The sequence below is a fragment of the Streptomyces caniscabiei genome (assembly GCF_014930365.1).
GTDB lineage: Bacteria > Actinomycetota > Actinomycetes > Streptomycetales > Streptomycetaceae > Streptomyces > Streptomyces caniscabiei.
On record NZ_JABXWI010000004.1, the window covers coordinates 422,757 to 438,061 of the forward strand.

At 72.2% G+C, this 15,305-nt stretch carries 12 protein-coding genes and 1 pseudogene; 3 read left to right on the top strand and 10 right to left on the bottom strand.

The window, feature by feature from the left end:
* Positions 1-138 precede the first annotated feature (138 nt).
* Positions 139-1,083, top strand: coding sequence for a PfkB family carbohydrate kinase (locus tag HW837_RS13585; RefSeq protein ID WP_196788942.1), 945 nt, complete (start codon positions 139-141; stop codon positions 1,081-1,083).
* Positions 1,084-1,278: 195 nt separating this feature from the next.
* Here HW837_RS13585 and HW837_RS13590 read toward each other — a convergent pair whose 3' ends face one another.
* Positions 1,279-3,231: an RICIN domain-containing protein gene (locus HW837_RS13590; protein WP_078853790.1), complete on the bottom strand. Its 1,953-nt coding sequence runs from the start codon at positions 3,229-3,231 to the stop codon at positions 1,279-1,281.
* Positions 3,232-3,551: 320 nt separating this feature from the next.
* Here HW837_RS13590 and HW837_RS13595 point away from each other — a divergent pair.
* Positions 3,552-3,698, top strand: a pseudogene (locus tag HW837_RS13595) (GNAT family N-acetyltransferase); the annotation flags it as partial.
* Between the two features lie 116 nt (positions 3,699-3,814).
* Here HW837_RS13595 and HW837_RS48595 read toward each other — a convergent pair.
* From HW837_RS48595 to HW837_RS13610, 3 genes are all read right to left on the bottom strand, one after another.
* A complete protein-coding gene (locus HW837_RS48595) occupies positions 3,815-4,945 on the bottom strand; it encodes an alpha/beta hydrolase (protein WP_237270159.1) in 1,131 nt (376 codons plus the stop codon).
* A gap of 230 nt (positions 4,946-5,175) precedes the next feature.
* Complete coding sequence (locus HW837_RS13605) at positions 5,176-5,784, bottom strand: dihydrofolate reductase family protein (RefSeq protein WP_193379654.1); 609 nt, start codon at positions 5,782-5,784, stop codon at positions 5,176-5,178.
* A 45-nt stretch (positions 5,785-5,829) separates the two neighbouring features.
* Positions 5,830-6,219: a VOC family protein gene (locus HW837_RS13610; protein WP_045561299.1), complete on the bottom strand. Its 390-nt coding sequence runs from the start codon at positions 6,217-6,219 to the stop codon at positions 5,830-5,832.
* A gap of 134 nt (positions 6,220-6,353) precedes the next feature.
* Here HW837_RS13610 and HW837_RS13615 point away from each other — a divergent pair, with 134 nt between their 5' ends.
* Positions 6,354-6,998 carry a TetR/AcrR family transcriptional regulator gene (locus HW837_RS13615; RefSeq protein WP_193379653.1) on the top strand — a complete coding sequence of 215 codons (645 nt, stop codon included), beginning with the start codon at positions 6,354-6,356 and terminating at the stop codon, positions 6,996-6,998.
* Here the strand turns inward: HW837_RS13615 and HW837_RS13620 are convergent.
* From HW837_RS13620 to HW837_RS13645, 6 genes are all read right to left on the bottom strand, one after another.
* Positions 6,983-7,750: an ABC transporter gene (locus tag HW837_RS13620; protein ID WP_177262186.1), complete on the bottom strand. Its 768-nt coding sequence runs from the start codon at positions 7,748-7,750 to the stop codon at positions 6,983-6,985. The genes HW837_RS13615 and HW837_RS13620 overlap by 16 nt on opposite strands.
* Positions 7,747-9,297 (bottom strand): ABC transporter permease, encoded by a 1,551-nt coding sequence (locus tag HW837_RS13625; RefSeq protein ID WP_143110824.1) that lies wholly within the window; start codon positions 9,295-9,297, stop codon positions 7,747-7,749. The genes HW837_RS13620 and HW837_RS13625 overlap by 4 nt, the downstream gene beginning before the upstream one ends.
* Positions 9,294-10,160 (bottom strand): ABC transporter ATP-binding protein, encoded by an 867-nt coding sequence (locus HW837_RS13630; RefSeq protein ID WP_045561303.1) that lies wholly within the window; start codon positions 10,158-10,160, stop codon positions 9,294-9,296. Before HW837_RS13630 ends, HW837_RS13625 begins: the two co-directional genes overlap by 4 nt.
* Before the next feature lie 18 nt (positions 10,161-10,178).
* Positions 10,179-11,027: a cupin domain-containing protein gene (locus tag HW837_RS13635; RefSeq protein WP_193382315.1), complete on the bottom strand. Its 849-nt coding sequence runs from the start codon at positions 11,025-11,027 to the stop codon at positions 10,179-10,181.
* Positions 11,024-11,566, bottom strand: a complete 543-nt coding sequence (locus tag HW837_RS13640) for an RNA polymerase sigma factor (protein ID WP_086784284.1) — start codon at positions 11,564-11,566, stop codon at positions 11,024-11,026. Before HW837_RS13640 ends, HW837_RS13635 begins: the two co-directional genes overlap by 4 nt.
* A 188-nt stretch (positions 11,567-11,754) precedes the next feature.
* Positions 11,755-15,117 (bottom strand): alpha-L-rhamnosidase-related protein, encoded by a 3,363-nt coding sequence (locus HW837_RS13645; RefSeq protein ID WP_193379652.1) that lies wholly within the window; start codon positions 15,115-15,117, stop codon positions 11,755-11,757.
* Positions 15,118-15,305 lie beyond the last annotated feature (188 nt).

Here is a 15,305-nt window from a genome sequence, read left to right on the forward strand (position 1 = left end):
GGTCGGTGCGGTTGGTTGGTGCGGTTGGTTGGTGCGGTTGGTTGGTGCGGTTGGTCGGTGCGGTTGGTTGGTGCGGTTGGTTACTGCGGCTGGTCGGTGCGTCCGGTCGGTGCGGCCTGTCGGTTGAGAGGGTGACGCCTGGTGGAGTCGGGAGGCGGGGCGGCCGGTGCGCGGCGGCGGGGGCTGTTCGTCGGGTTGTGCACCTTGGACGTCGTACAGCTCGTCGACCGGGTGCCGGGGCCGAACGAGAAGCTGACGGCTCGCGAGCAGCTCGTGGCCGCGGGCGGCCCGGCGGCGAACGCGGCGGTGACGTTCGCCCATCTGGGCGGTACGGCCACCCTGCTCACCGCGATCGGCCGTCATCCGCTGGGGGCCGCCGTCAGGGCGGATCTGGACCGGCTGGGCGTGACGGTGGTGGACCTGGCGGCCGACTCGGTCGAACCGCCGGCCGTGTCGTCCGTGCTGGTGACCGCGTCGAACGGGGACCGGGCCGTCGCCTCGACCAACGCGGCGGGACACCGGCTCGACCCGCCCGACGATCTCGACGCGCTGGTGGCGGCCTCGGACGTCGTGGAGTTCGACGGCCACCACATGGAGCTGGCCGTGGCCGCCGCCCGGGTGGCACGGGCCGCCGGTCGCCGGACCGTGCTCGACGGCGGCAGCTGGAAGGCCGGTACGGAGCGGCTGTTGCCGTCGATCGACGTGGCCGTCTGCTCGGAGGACTTCCGGCCGCCCGGGACGGACACACCGGGGAGCGGGCCGGCCGACACCCTGCGGTTCCTGCGGGAGCACAGGGTCGTCCGGTCTGCGGTCAGCCGGGGCGGGCGGCCCCTGGTGTGGGCGGGCCCGGACGGCCGGGGCACGGTGACCGTTCCCGCCGTACGCGTCGCGGACACGCTGGGTGCCGGGGACGTCCTGCACGGAGCGCTGGCCCATGGCCTCGCCGGGCGGGACACCCTGACGTCGCACGACTTCGTCGAGGCCCTGCGGGCGGCCGCGGTGGTGGCCTCGCGGGCGTGCGCGTCGTTCGGGACACGGGCCTGGCTGCGGGAGGGGCGGGCCGGGCACGGCGGCGCGTCGTGAAGGTGGCGCCGACGGGAGGGAGAGGGGAGTCTGCTCGTCGGCGGCGGCTGGCGGAGGGCGCACGCACCTGGCCGGAGCACGACCGGGATCCCGCACGGTGCAGCGGGGAGCGAGACGGGCGACCGCGGCGGCGGACGACGGGCGTGGTGGACCGTGTCGCCCGTCCGCGGACCGCGTCGCCCGTCGTCGTGATCGTCAGACGGCGATGATCCGCCATTGCTGGCGCGTCAGTGCCGCGTACGGCTGCTGTTCGACGCCGGCTCCGTCAGCCGTGCTGCCCTCGTCGACGGCGAGGCAGAGCCCGCTGTAGCGGTTGACGAGAAAGTAGTGGCCGTCACCGGTGGGCGTGACGGCCCACTGCTGCTGGGGAGCTGTGGCGTCCGACCAGATGCCGACGTGGCCGCCGTCGTCGCGGGAGAGACCCGCGACCTCCATGAGCTTGCCGCTGCCCACGCCCTCGATCTTGTAGTAGCCGTCGCCGGTGTGGGTGAAGGTCCACTTCTGGTTCGCCGCGCCGAGCCATGGCCACTGTAGAACCCTGGTGTCGTTCGCGGTGCCCCCGCCCTCCACGTCGGCGACCTTGCCGCTGTGCCGGGCGACCAGCCGGTAGACGGTGGCGTTGCCGGGCAGTGTGGTGGACACCAGGGCGGGCTCGGCCGTTCGGCCGCCGATGTGGACACCGCCGATGTTGGCGTACCCGCCGGTGGCCGCGTCGGCCCGGAGCCGTACGAAGCCCACGTTGCGGGCCGGCCATTCGGCCACCTTGGTGGCGCGGCCGGCGGCCCAGGTACCGGTGGCGACCTGCGTGAAGTTCGTGCCGTCGGTGCTGGTGGAGATGGTGTACGAGGTGATGTCGCCGTCGGTGGAGTTGTTGCGGTTCCACTGCTTGGGCAGGTACTCCAGGGTGGAGACGTCGCTCCACACGCCGCCCAGATCGATCGTGATCGAGTGCGGCAGGGCCGAGGCCAGTCCCCACGTCGACCAGCAGGTCTCGTAGCCGCTGTCGCTCAGCCCGTCGATGGCGTTGAGCGGTCCCTCGCCGGTGCGGAATCCGGTCGCGTAGGCGCTGACGGGGGTCACGGGATGCTCGGCGCGGAGCATCTGGGGCGGCAGGGGCGGCCTGGAGGTGTCGGGGCTCCACGCGGCCCCGACTTCGGCGAGTCGGTTGACGATGTTGGTGTCCAGTCTGCCGTCGCGGTTGGGCGGGCAGTTGAGGATGAACGAGGTGTACTTCGGTTCCAGGTCCGCCAGGTGGGAGAGGATCGCGTCCTTGCTCATCAGACTCTCGGTCGGTGTGGACGGATGCCAGAACCACCCGTTGCTGATCGTCTGTCCCTGCGTGGCCGCGTAGGTGTTGCCGGCCGGGGCGGTGATGCCCAGCGGTTCCTCGAAGTAGATCGCGTCACCGAGGAACGGGACCGACAGTCCACCGTGGTCGATCATGACGATGTCCGGCTGGAGCGACTTCACGTGCTCCCGGATGCGCTGGTAGGAGAGGGCCTGCTGCCCCATCTGCCACGCGTAGCCGTCGGTGACGAACAGGTCGATGGTGCCGTATTGGGTGAGCAGTTCGGTTATCTGACCGAGTATGAAGGTCATGGCGCTGGGCTGGATGGCGTCGGTGATCTCGAGGCCGGACACCTTGTGACGGCTCTCCCATGCCTCGACGCCGAAGGTGCGGTCCCAGATCGAGTAGTAGAGCCCGATCCTCAGCCCCTTCGCCCGGAAGGCGTCGCAGTAGGCCTTCACCACATCCCGCTTGTAGGGGCTGTTCGCGACGTTCTGGGTGCCGTAGGCGCTCGGCCACAGTGCGAAGCCGTCATGGTGCTTGGTCGTCAGGAGGCCGTAACTCATGTTCGCCGCCGCGGCGGCGGCGGCCCACTGGGCACAGTCCACGGCTGTGGGCGCGAACAGAGCGGGGCTCTGATTCGGGGCGGCCCACTCCTCGTTGGTGAACGTGCCCAGGTTGAAGTGGTTGAACATACCGAACCGCATGTCCACCAAGTTGCTGAGATTGGTCTGCGCGTTCGCGGCGGCCGCCTGCGGCAGCAGGGGCGACAACGCGGGGACCACGGGCAGCGCGGTCGTGGCCGCGGCGGCCCCCGCGGCACCCAGCAGCGCACGACGGGACAGTCCTACTGACGACATGGGTGTACTCCCGCTTCGGGTGACTACGGTCCACAGGCCTCCGGACGCGAACTCCCCCTGGGCGTCGAGGCGTTGGATGTTACGCATGAAGTTCAGTGATGTGACCACCGAATGTCAATGAGTAAGGGGATGAAAGAGCGTCGAACATAGGCGATGTGCATGTTTTTTGCGCGGATACTTCCGTTTAATTCCGTTATAAACATGCAATGTTTGGGGGTAGGTGAGCGAGAGGGTCGACGACTGCCTCGACCTTCCACCGTTCCTTCGCTGCTCCGCGCTCCGCGCCGAATTCGCGCGACACGCCGCGAACGCTCTGGAATGCCTCAGCCCAGGGCACGGGCGTGAACACCGAGGCCAAGTGCCTGATGTTCCGGCACGCGTTCGAGAGCTGGAACGTGGCACACGTCGACCTGGAGACGGACGCGCGCAACGGCCGGTCGAGGGCCGCGATCGAAGGGGTGGGCGCCGCGCGCGTCCTGGCGCGCACGCGATGACAGGCAGCGGGGCGGGCGGGGCGCCGAAGACGGCGGCGGTGGCGCGGCGGAGGTGAAGTCCCGCCCGCACATGGGGGGTTCGGAGCCGGTCAGGAGGCCACGGTGGACGGCAGGGGGCCGGCGGCGCCTGGGGTGGGGGTCGTCTCCCGGGCGGCCAGGCAGTCTTCGAGGAACGCGAGCGCGCGCAAGTGGTAGGCCCGGGCGGCTCGTCCGAGGCTGATGTTGTGTCCGGCCCCTGGTTGACGCTCGACGCTCACCTGCGGCGCGGCCGTGAAGTGCGCGGCCAGATCGACCAGGGCCTCGTCGTCATGGCGCCACCAGGCCTCGTGCTCGGCGAAGGTCAGCCGTACCGGGACGCGGACACGGGGCGCGGTGGAGCGGAAGAGCAGCGGCCAGCGGGCCAGTTCGGCCCGTTCCAGTGCGGGCACGGGCTCGACGATCGAGCCGCTCTCCCGGAAGGTGCCCGAGGGATAGAGGCGCAGCGGACCCCAACTCCGGCGCAGTCGGACGCCGTCGTTGTCGGCGATGGGCAGTTCGTGCGGCTCGACGGCGTACAGATGGCCACAGCCCGAGATGTCGATCCCGAGCAGGTGCGACGGGCCGGGTTCGGCGGACGGGGGCAGGCCGATGCCTTGGGGCAGCCCGCCGGACGGGGCTTGGGGCAGGCCGACCGCTTGCAGTGCGTCGGCGGCATGCGGCGGCTCGGAGGCTTGCAGTGCGTCGGCGGCATGCGATCGGTCGACGGCATGCGGCAGCTCGGCGGCATGCAACGGACCGGCGGCACACGGCGGCCCCGCGGCTGACGGCAGTTCGGCCGCCGCAGTCAGGGCCACCTTGCCGCCGTAGGAGTGGGCGAGCAGGAACAGGCCCGCACCCGTGTCGTGGCGGGAGGTGAAGTCGCGCAGCGCCGCACGCAGCGACACGGCCTGTTCCGCCAGCCCCTGGCCCTCGGGCAGCCGGGCGGCGGAGTGTCCGTAGCCCGGCCGGTCCACGGCCAGGACGGTGTGGCCGAGGCGCGCGCCCAGCGTCAGCAGCGACTGCTGGGGGTGGGCCCGGCAGTCGAAGTAGCCCGCGTTCATGCCGCCGCCGTGCACCGCGACCACGACGGCGCGCGGGGCGCCGCCGGGCGGCTCACTGAGCAGCGCGCTGAGCGGCAGCCCCGCCGCGTCCAGGGTGATCCGGCGTACCCCGTGCGGGGACTCGTGGGCCGGTCCGGTCATCGTCGCTCTCCTCCGGGGCCTCGGCGTCGGCGGGCAGGTACGGCGGGCCGTCGGCCGAGGCCAGGGTCTCCCGTCCCGCCGCTGTCCGCACCCGCGCTGCCGCGGGCGGGTGAAGGTCCGGGCCCGCCGGGATCCGGCCGCGCGCGAACGGCCGGTCCGGCGGTTCGGGGCCGCTGCCGCAAGAAGGTCGCCCCCGTCCCGGTGGGGCGTCCCCACCGACGGCCGTGCCGTCAGCCCCGCACCTCGGAGGCGGGCGCGCGGCGGTAGGTGAGGAACAGGACGCCGCTCTCCAGCGCGGTGTGGTCGGTGAGGTGCCAGAGGTGGGGATCGAAGGCCGCGCCGTCGAACAAGGGGATGCCGTCGCCGACGGTGAGGGGGCTGAGCTTGACGATCAGCCGGTCGATCTCCGGGTAGAGGGCGCCCGCCAGTGCCGCCCCGCCGACCAGCCAGATGTCCTTGCCGTCCTCGTTCTTGAGTTCACGGACCTTCGCCACGGGGTCGTCGGCGACCAGTTCCACGGCCGGGGCGGGCGTCTCGGTGAGCGTCCGCGAGAAGACGAGGTGACGCAGGTGCGGATAGGCGTCCGGGACACCGGCCGCCAGCCCGATCTCGTAGCTCTTGCGGCCTTCGAGGACGGTGTCGAAGTGGGTGCCCTCGGCCGTGACGCCCAGTGCCTCGCGGGCCCCGTCCGGCAGTGTCTCGGGGTAGGCGGTGGCCAGGTGCCGGACGTAGTCCGGCGCGACCGGCCAGAAGCCGTCGGGGCCGGTGGGGTCCGCGCCGTCCGGCCCGGCGATGCGGCCGTCGAGGCTGGAGGCGATGAAGTACACGAGCTCGCGCATGAATGCCTTTCGTGGAGTGGTCGTCCTGCCGCGATTCGCCGCGGGTCATGTCGCGGGAGCGGCCCACTCCACGAACTGGACGACCACGCCGTTGGGGTCGGTGATCTGGAAGAGACGTTCACCCCACGGCTCTTCACGCAGCGGCATGGTGATGTCGACGCCCGCGGCGCGGAGCCTGTCCTCTTCGTCGGCGATGCCCGAGTCGACGGTGAACGCGAGGATGAGCCCGCCGGCGCGCTGATCGCGCTGGTCGGCCGGCAGGATCTCCGTGCCGCGGCGCAGCAGGACTATGTCCGCCGCGGCGTCGGGACGGCTCAGCGAGGAGAAGCCGTCCGCCGCCATGCGCTCGTCGTATCCGAGGTGGGTGGTGAAGAAGGAGCGGGACGCGGCCACGTCGTCGACGGTGAGCGAGACGGTGGAAGCGGTGATCTGCACGCGGGACCCTTCGGTGGTGGACGGAGCAGGAGTAGGGAGCGGAGAGCGGAGAGAAAAACTTACCCTCGACGTAAAATTACATCGGTGCACTCAGTGCGGTCAACGCATTTTTACTACGAGGGTAAGATTCCTCCATGAGCAGCGAGAGCAGCGAGCGCACAGGACTGCGCGAGTCCAAGAAGCGCGAGACCCGGCAGTCGATCTCCGACCACGCCACTCGGCTCTTCATGGCGCAGGGCTTCGAGGCGACGACCATCGCGGAGATCGCCACCGCCGCCCGCGTCGCCAAGAAGACCGTGACCAACTACTTCCCGCGCAAGGAGGACATGGCCCTGGACCATCAGGACGCCTTCGTGGCGGGCCTGGCCGAGGCCGTGGCGGATCGTCCCGCCGGGGAGTCCGCCCTCGCGGCGCTCCGCCGTGCCTTCGAGGCCGGTGTCGCCGCCCAGGACCCGGTCATCGGCTTCGCCGGCCCGGACTTCTCCCGGATGATCCATGAGAGCCCGACCCTCTCGGTCTGCCTGCGCACCCTGCACGACCGGCGTGAGGAGGCGCTCGCCGCCGCCCTCGCCGAGGCCACCGGTGCCGCCCCCGACGACATCACCGCGCACACCGCCGCGGCCCTGCTCGCAGCGGTGCACCGGGTCCTGTTCCGCCGTATCCAGGAGCTGACCCTCGCCGGCCGCGCGAGCGACGAGATCGCCGCGGTCGTCGCGCGCGAGGCCGCCGACGCCTTCGACCTGCTGGAACCGGCCCTCGGGCACTACGCCGTGGCCTGATCGACGCCTCCCGGGCCGAGGCGTCGCCGACGTGGACCGCGGCGTCGGCGGCGTGGCTCCGGGGCGCACAACAGCCAGGCGGCGAGGGCCGCGCCGAGCACGGCGGCCCACAGCACATGGGCGTCGTCCCAGCGTGGGTCGGCCGGGGAGACGAAGAGGGTGTAGCGGGGCGGAAGGAGCACGCCGGCCGTGATCGGCAGCGCCAGTACGGCGCCGGCCACGGCGGGGCCCGGCACCCGTACCTGGCTGAACCGCACCGCCGCGGCGGCCAGCGCGAGCGCCGGCGCGCACAGGGCGGCGGCCTCTACGCTCACCGCACCCACCGGCAGCGCGGCCCACCGCGCGGGGTCGGCACCGGCCCGTACGACGGCCAGCACGGCCACCCACCACACCACGACCGCGGGCGCCACGACGGCCGCGCGCAGTGCCTGGCGCAGCGGACGCGGCACGGGAGGGACGCCGGTGGTGAGCCGGGCCGGGTCGTCCAGGACGAAGGCCGTGCCCACCGCCCCGCACAGGGCCGCCGCCCGCACCACGGTGACCAGCACCTCCGCCGGGAGGTCCATGGCGAACAGCGCCGGTACGGCGGCGACGGCCAGCCCGAGGGCCCAGCCGGCGGCCATCGTCGTCCACGGCAGCGACCGCGCCGTGGGCCGTACCAGCGCCACGACCACCGCGGCCCTCGCGCTCACCGGGAGCCGTCGGCCCCCGCGCACCGGCGGTCGAGCCGAGCCCATGGGCACATCCGTCACGCGCACTGGTACTCCCGGTCGTCGGCGGTCTCGGCCGGAGCGGTGACACCCAGCAGCGCCGCCGCGCGGTCGGTGGTCGTACCGGAGGCGGACAGCTCCGCCCAGGACGCCTTCACCTTGCGCTCCACCTCTCCCCCGGGCTGGTCGAACAGCGCCCGGACCACGGCGAGTTCGCGGCCCCGCAGGGCGACGGCGGTCGCCGGGGCCTGGATCACGCCGGGACTGTTGTAGTTGTCGCCGGTCGACTCGAACATGGCCTCGCCGTCCCGGGTGGCGCTGACCGCCAGCCACACCATCAGCACACCGCGCGCGTCGCAGTACGCCCCGTCGTAGCGCTCGTGCCCCACGACGAGGCCCCGGGCGACACTCGCCGCGAACTCCAGTTCCCGTTCACCGCCCCACGCCGTGGTCGCCGTCAGCTCACCGGGCGCGGCGGGCGGGGTCTCCCTGGTGCCCGACGGTCCGTCGAGGGCCGCGACCCTCTGCCGTACGGTCAGCGCCCGGGACGCGTCCGGTTCGCCGGCCAGCGCCCGCACCCGGTCCGTGACCCGGGCCCACTCGCCGGTCCAGGGGGTGAACTCGGGGAAGGCGCAGTAGGTCGTGGCCCCCCGCCGCTCGCAGTCCTGCAGCTTCGCCGGGTCACGGGTCGCCACCACCCGGGCCTCGCGCACCGCGTCCGAGGGCGCCGTGCCCTGGAGGACGACGGCCGTCACGACGACACCGAGGGCGCCCAGGGCGGTGGCCCGTACCGCGCGCGTCCGGCCGCCGCTCAGCAGCACCGCCCCGGCCGCCACCAGCACCGCGAGTGCCAGCAGGTACAGCGCGTGCGCCGCCGCGGGCCTTCCCAGCAGGTCGGACGGCAGTGGCCTGGAGCCCTCGTCGAACAGCACGGGGGCCATGCCCCGCAGCCAGGCCGGGCTGCGCGAGTCGGCGACGAAGACCATGGAGAACGCCAGGAAGGCGACCACGGCCAGCGGGGCCGCGAACGCCGACCGGGCGACCCGGCCGAGCAGGACCCCGACGGTCGCGGGCAGGAGGATCAGCAGCGGACCGGTCAGCAGCTCGGACACCGAACCGTGGCCGACCGCCCCGGGCTTCAGCGCGGCCGCCGTGAACGGTCCGGCCACGATCAGGGCCCCCACCAGGACCGTCGGCAGCGCGGACAGCACATGCGCGACCGTGCGCCGCCACGGCGGCAGGACCAGCGCGGTGAAGGTCGCGTCCGTGCCCCGCCGATGGGAGCGGAGCACCGCCATATTCACGGCGACCATCACCGCCAGCCCCAGCGTCAGCTGTCCCAGCTGGGTCTCGCGATCGATGTCCTGGAGGACCGGATAGGCGTCCTCCGGCTCACCGCCGGGCCACAGCACGAGCGTCAGGTACACCGCCAGCGCGATCAGCACGAGAGGGTTGAGCAGCAGCCGCCGCGCCTCCACCCGGGCGAGCGCGAGCATGGCCCGCCGCCCGCTCCGGACCCGTACCGGGCACGGCTCAGGTCGCGGCTTCGGCTGCGACTCGGCCGTACGGCTCCCGGTCGCGGCCGTCATGCCGTCACCTCCGCCACCGCGTCGCCGCCGAGGGTCAGCAGATAGCCGTCCTCCAGCGTCGGTTCGACCAGCCGGGCACCCGCGGGCGGGTCGCCGACGTTGCGGAACTCGCCCGTCCCGGTGCGCCAGCCGGCTCGCGCGCCCGGCTGCCGTTCCCCGCTGCGCCACACCCGGCCGTCCGCCACCGCCGTCAGCTCGGCGGCCGTGCCGTCGAACCGGACGCCGCCCTTGTCCATCACCACCACCCGGTGGCACAGCATCGCCACGTCCTCGGTCTGGTGCGTGGACAGCAGCACCGTGCGGCCCTCACCGGCCTCGGCGATCAACTCCCGGAACCGCATGCGCTGTTCGGGGTCCAGCCCGACCGTGGGCTCGTCCAGGACGAGGAATCCGGGGTCGCCGACCAGGGCCGCCGCGAGGGCGACGCGCTGGCGCATACCGCCGGAGAGCCGCCGTATCCGCTTGCCGCGCTCGCCGGCGAGACCGACCGCGTCGAGGACCCGGCGGGCCTCGGCGTGCCGGGCGCTCCGGTCGGTCAGTTCCTTGAGGATCGCCACGTAGTCGATGAACTCGAAGGCGGTGAAGTCCGGGTGGAATCCGGGGTTCTGCGGCAGATAGCCGAGGTTCCTGCGCGCGTCCTGCCGTCCGTGGACCGTGCTCGGGTCGTGCCCGAGGACGGTGAAAGCGCCGTGGTCGGGGGGCGTCGCCGTCGCCAGGATCCGCAGCAGTGTCGTCTTGCCCGCGCCGTTCGGCCCGAGCAGCCCCGTCACCCCCTCGGTGAGCCGCAGCGTGACGTCGTCCACCGCTCTCGTACCGCGATAACTCAGGGTCAGCCCGGCGGCCGAGACCGTGGGTGGTGTCATGACAGCCTCCCGGCTGGATCAGAGGGATCGAGGACGTCGAGGAGAGCGGGGGGAAGGGCCGAGGGCGCGGCCGCTGTCGAAGCGGTCCCTTGCCGCCACCAGCAGTGCCGACGCCAGCACGGCGACTCCGGCCGCCGCGCCCTGGCCCTGCGCGGTGAAGGGCAGCGGTGTGCCGGACGCCAGCAGTCGGCTCAGTACCACCAGGGCGGTCCAGCCGGTGCCGACGAGCACCGGCGCGAGGACGGGGCCCAGACGGGCCGTCAGCGCGACGCCCGTCGAGGTCAGCGCGAGCGCAGGCAGCAGCCAGCCGAGCGCCGCCAGGCCGAACGACGGCAGGGCCAGACTCGCCAGCGCGCTCAGTGCCGTCGTCGTCGCCAGCACCGCGACCGTCCGCACCATCAGCAGCCGGAAGGTGTGCATCGGCGCGACCACGGCCGTCTCGTACGTCGGGTCGAGGGCCGGCCCGAAGGAGACCGCCACCCCCGCCAGCGGCAGCAGCGGCGCCGTGGCCAGGAGCAGCAGCGGGGACGCGGCCACTCCCACGCCGACCGCGAGCAGCAGTGTGAGCACCACGGCGCCGAGCCAGGAGCCGCGCAGCACCGGGGTCGCGGCGAGCAGCCGCGCGGTGTGGTCGGCCACCCCCAGCCGGACCAGGAGCGACTCGACGGGTCCGGGCCTCGGCGCGTCCAGCGCGGCGTCCAGCCGGGCCCAGCCCGCGCTGATCTCGGCGGGCGGGACATGGGCCGAGAGCGCGGCGCGGCAGTCGGCGCAGGCGGCGAGGTGGGTCTCGACGGACCACAGCCGGGGGGCCGCCAGCGTCCCGTGGGCGTACTCCCGCAGGTCCCCGTCGTCGGCGTGCCAGCTCATGTCAGGCCCTCCCGCAGTTGCTTCCGGGCGCGCATGGCCCGGGTCTTGACGGTGCCCGGGGGAATGCCGAGCAGGACCGCCGCCTCGCGTGTCGTCAGGCCGTCGATCACCGTGGCCTGGAGGACCGCCCGCAGTTCCGGCGAGAGCCCGGCCAGCGAGCCGGCCAGGTCGCCGTGCTGCACGCGGGACAGCACCTGTTCCTCGGCCGACGCCTCGTCGCGCTGCCGCAGCCGGGCGAGCGCCTGGCGCAGTCGGCCGCGGGCCCCGTCGCCCCGCAGCGCGTCCACCAGGCGCCGTGATCCGATGCGCCACAGCCAGCCGGCCACGTCGCCTTCCCGGTGGTAGCGGGCGGCTCCCCGCCACACGTCGAGGAACGTCTCCTGCACGACGTCGTCGACCAGCACCGGATCGGCGCACCGCCCGCGCAGCCGCAGCACGAGCCAGGGCGCGTACCGGCGGTACAGCTCTTCGAAGGCGCGGCGGTCCCCGTCCGCGACCGCCCGCATCAGCTCGGCGTCGCCCGGACTCCCCCGTTTCATTTCGCTCACACCCCCTCATCGGACGGGACACCCCGAGCGGTTCACACCGCGGCGGACGAATTTCTCCGGACCGGGAGTCGCCCATGACGAAGGCTCCCGCACGAGACGTACGTGACGTACGAGCTGTACGAGCTGTACGTGACGTCCTCGTCGGGAGCCCTCGGCGCTCGGGGGCGGGGCGGGGTGGGTCAGCCGATGCGGATCTCGGCGAGTTGCAGGCGGTACTTGGCGGACTCGTCCGTGGCGGGCCTGCCGAGTCTGGTGACCCTCAGCCGCAGGTGACGGCCGGTGACGGAGGAGAGGGTGTAGGACTGGGCGGCTCCCCCGGGGTTGGGTTCGCCGGTGACGGTGCGGGCGGTGGTGTAGGTGGTGGCGCCGTCGAGGCGGGTCTGGATGGTGAAGTCGACCGGGAAGCCCGCGGTGCCGCCGCCCGCGCCGCTGGTGTCGGTGCGCGGGTGGAGGGTGACGGTGCCGACGGCCCGGTCGGAGCCGAGGTCGATCTCGATCCACACGGGGGTGTCGCCGACGTCGGCGGAGGGGAAGTCGATGCTGGTGAAGCCCTTGGCGCCGGCCCCGCTGGTGAGGATGCCGTCCAGGATCCGGGTCTTGCCCCAGTCGCCGTTCTCCAGCGTGCAGTTGCTCGTGACCGTGGTCGCGGCGGTGGGGACGGTGAGTTCGGCGAGCTGGAGGCGGTACTTGGCGGACTCGTCCGTGGCGGGGGCGCCGAGCCGCGTGGCCTGGAGCCGCACGTACCGGGCGGTCGTGGTCCTGAAGCCGTACGTCTGGACGCGGCCGTCGGGGTTGGCCTGCCCGGTGACGGTGCGGACGGTGTTGTAGCCGGTGGCCCCGTCCGCGCGGGTCTGGATCGTGAAGTCGACCGGGAAGCCCGCTGTGCCGCCCCCGGCGGCCGGGGTGTCGGTGCGGGGGAAGAGGCGTACGGCGTCGAGGTCGGTGTCGGCCCCGAGGTCGACCTCCACCCAGACGGGGCTGCCGCTGACGTCGGCGGAGGAGAAGTCGTTGCTGGTGTAGCCCCGGGCGCCGCCGACGCTGGTGAGCTTGCCGTCGGTGAGCCGGCTGCGGCCCCATTCGGCGTTCTCCAGGCTGTTGTTGCTGGTGACGGGGCGGGCGAGCGCGAGGTCGTCGAGCCGGCCCGCTCCGGTGACCGTGAACGTCCACGCGCCCGGCTGGAGCAGGAAATAGACGTACGAGGCGTCCTTGCCGTCGTAGGTGAGGCCGCTGACGCTCCCGGTGGAGGAGCCACCGGTGAACACGGTGGTGCCGTTCGCGGCGACGACCGGCGACGAGCCCCCGTACGTGGGGACACCCACGCGGGCGGTGGTCCCGCCCGGGGAGGTGAGGGTGAGCGTCACCTTGGTGCCGTCGCGGGTGATCCCGAAGCGGATGTCGCCCTCGACGGTGGGCACCACACTGTTGATCTTCGTCAGGGTGCCGGTCTGCGGGATCACCTCGTACCTGGTCCAGCCGGGCTCGGTGGGGCGGACGCCCGCGGCGTACGCGGAGAGCGTGTACAACGGGCCACCGTTCCAGGCGTGGTTGTCGGTGCCCTGCGACTTGACCCACACCTCCCACAGCGTGTGGCAGGCGGGGTCGGTGACCTGGGCGGCGAAGCGGTTGCGTATCCGCTCCTCGGCGACCGTGGCCGCGCCCATGAGGTAGAGCGCTTCGAGGACGTAGAACTCCATGTAGGGGCTGGCGTTGAGGTGGGTGCGCAGAACCTCGGTGATGGCCTTGTACCGCGAGGCGGGTGCCAGCCCCGCGACGACGGCGAGGCCGTTGGCGCGGTCGTCGGTGTCACGGGTGTAGCCGGGTGATCGGTATTCGTTCCTCGACGCGTTCCACAGGACGCGGTCGAAGTTGGCCTTGATGCTGTCGCGCCGGGACTTCCACCCGGCCACGTCGCCGCTGTTGCCGCTGAGGTCGGCGAGCTTGGCGGCGGTGTCCAGGGCCAGGTAGTACCAGCAGTTGTCCAGGACGCGGGCGTCGATGTCGGAGCCCCAGTCCTCCCAGTCCCAGTCCCCCGCCCGGTGGTTGACCAGGCCGTCGCCGTCCAGGGTCCACAGGTCGAGGTACTTCTTCACCGCCGGGTAGGCGACGGTGACCGCGCTCGCGTTGCCGGTGTAGAGGTAGTACGTCCAGAAGGACCACACCGAGGCGAGCATCTGGACGGGCAGTTCGGCGGTCCAGATCGTCGAGGGGACCGGGGAGTAGAGCTGGCCGCCGGACTTCTGCCAGGTGGCGAGCTGGGCGATGGCCTTCTCGCCGAGGGCGTGGGACCTGGTGTCGAAGGTGTAGAAGCCCTCCTTGAGCTGGTTGACCACGTCACCCCACCACTGGGCGCGCTCACGCGTGGGACAGTCCATGTAGTTGTCGCGCATGTTGACGTACATGGTGCGCGCGGCCTTGGTCCACAAGGTGTCCAGGAAGGCGTCGCTGCTGCTGAACGACCCCGCGAAGTCGGTGTCGTAGCCCGACTCCCGGTACTTCAGCTCCAGGATCGTCACGTCGGCGGGGATCGTGTACCGCACCGCCGTGCCGCTCATCCACGCCAGCGACTCGAACTCCTGCACACCGCCGGCGCAGATGTAGGTGGCGCGCATGTTGTACTGCGTGCCGGGCTCGATGCCCACCAGTCCCGCGCCGTCGTCGTAGTGGTCGGTCTGGATGCGGATCACGGCACCGGCCGGTGCGTCCACCTTCAGGAACGGGGTCACCTGGATGTTCGACGGCAGCGTGGCCGAGATCGCGGTGGACCCGCGGCCCGTGGCCGGCAGCGACGAGGCGTTGGCGTACGTCTTCAGTCCGGAGTAGCGGAACTGCGGGATAGGTCGCTCGACGAGACCGTTCCAGGGCGCGGTGCCCACGGCACCGAAGTCGGTCGGCGCGGTCCAGGCGCTGTCGTCGAAGCCGGGCGAGCGCCAGCCGGACATGACGGCGGCGGCACGGGCGTCGTAGTGGACGTTCGACTCGGGCAACCGGAAGTTGACCTGCGTACCGCTGGTGTTGTTCGAGTAGCCGGGGTGGACTCGGTGCTTCCAGCCGGTGTCGCTGACCAGGCGGGTGGTGTTCGCGCCGGCCTCGATGTCCGACTGGAACAGCAGACCGCCCTTGCCGCTGCTGTTGTGCGAGAAGCCCTGCTTGCCGAAGTACCACACCAGCAGCGCCACCGTGTTGCTGCCGCTGGTCAGGTACGGAGCGAGGTCGATCTCGTCGTAGTAGGTGTCCGTGCGGTTGGGGCCCCGCTTGAGCCCGCCCTCGAAGACCACCAGGGTGCCGTTGACCCACAGCCAGTACTTCGAGTCCGCCGCGATCCGCGTGAGCGCCTTCGAGGGCGCCGCGGCGAGGGTGAACGATCTGCGGAAGGCCACCCACTGGTTGGTGGAACTGGTCGGGGCCCAGATCCACTTCGCGCTCCAGGAGACGGCGGCGGACGCCGAGGCCGCGAGCCCCGGCAGTGCGAGGGAGCCCAGGGTGGGGGCGAGGGCCACGGCTATGGCCGAACACAGGGTGGACCGGCGGGTGAGGTCGGGCATGGCGGCTCTCCTACGACGATGACTGAGGGGCGGACCGGGAAGTGGAGTGAGAGGTGGACCGAGCGGTGGATTGAATCGATTCAATTGGAGGTCGCATGCGGCTCATTCGTAAAACGTGCCACACGGGGAACGCCCAAAGATTGAGGCGAGGGGGGCCGGATCGTCAAGGACTCTGCGAGTAACGTTCC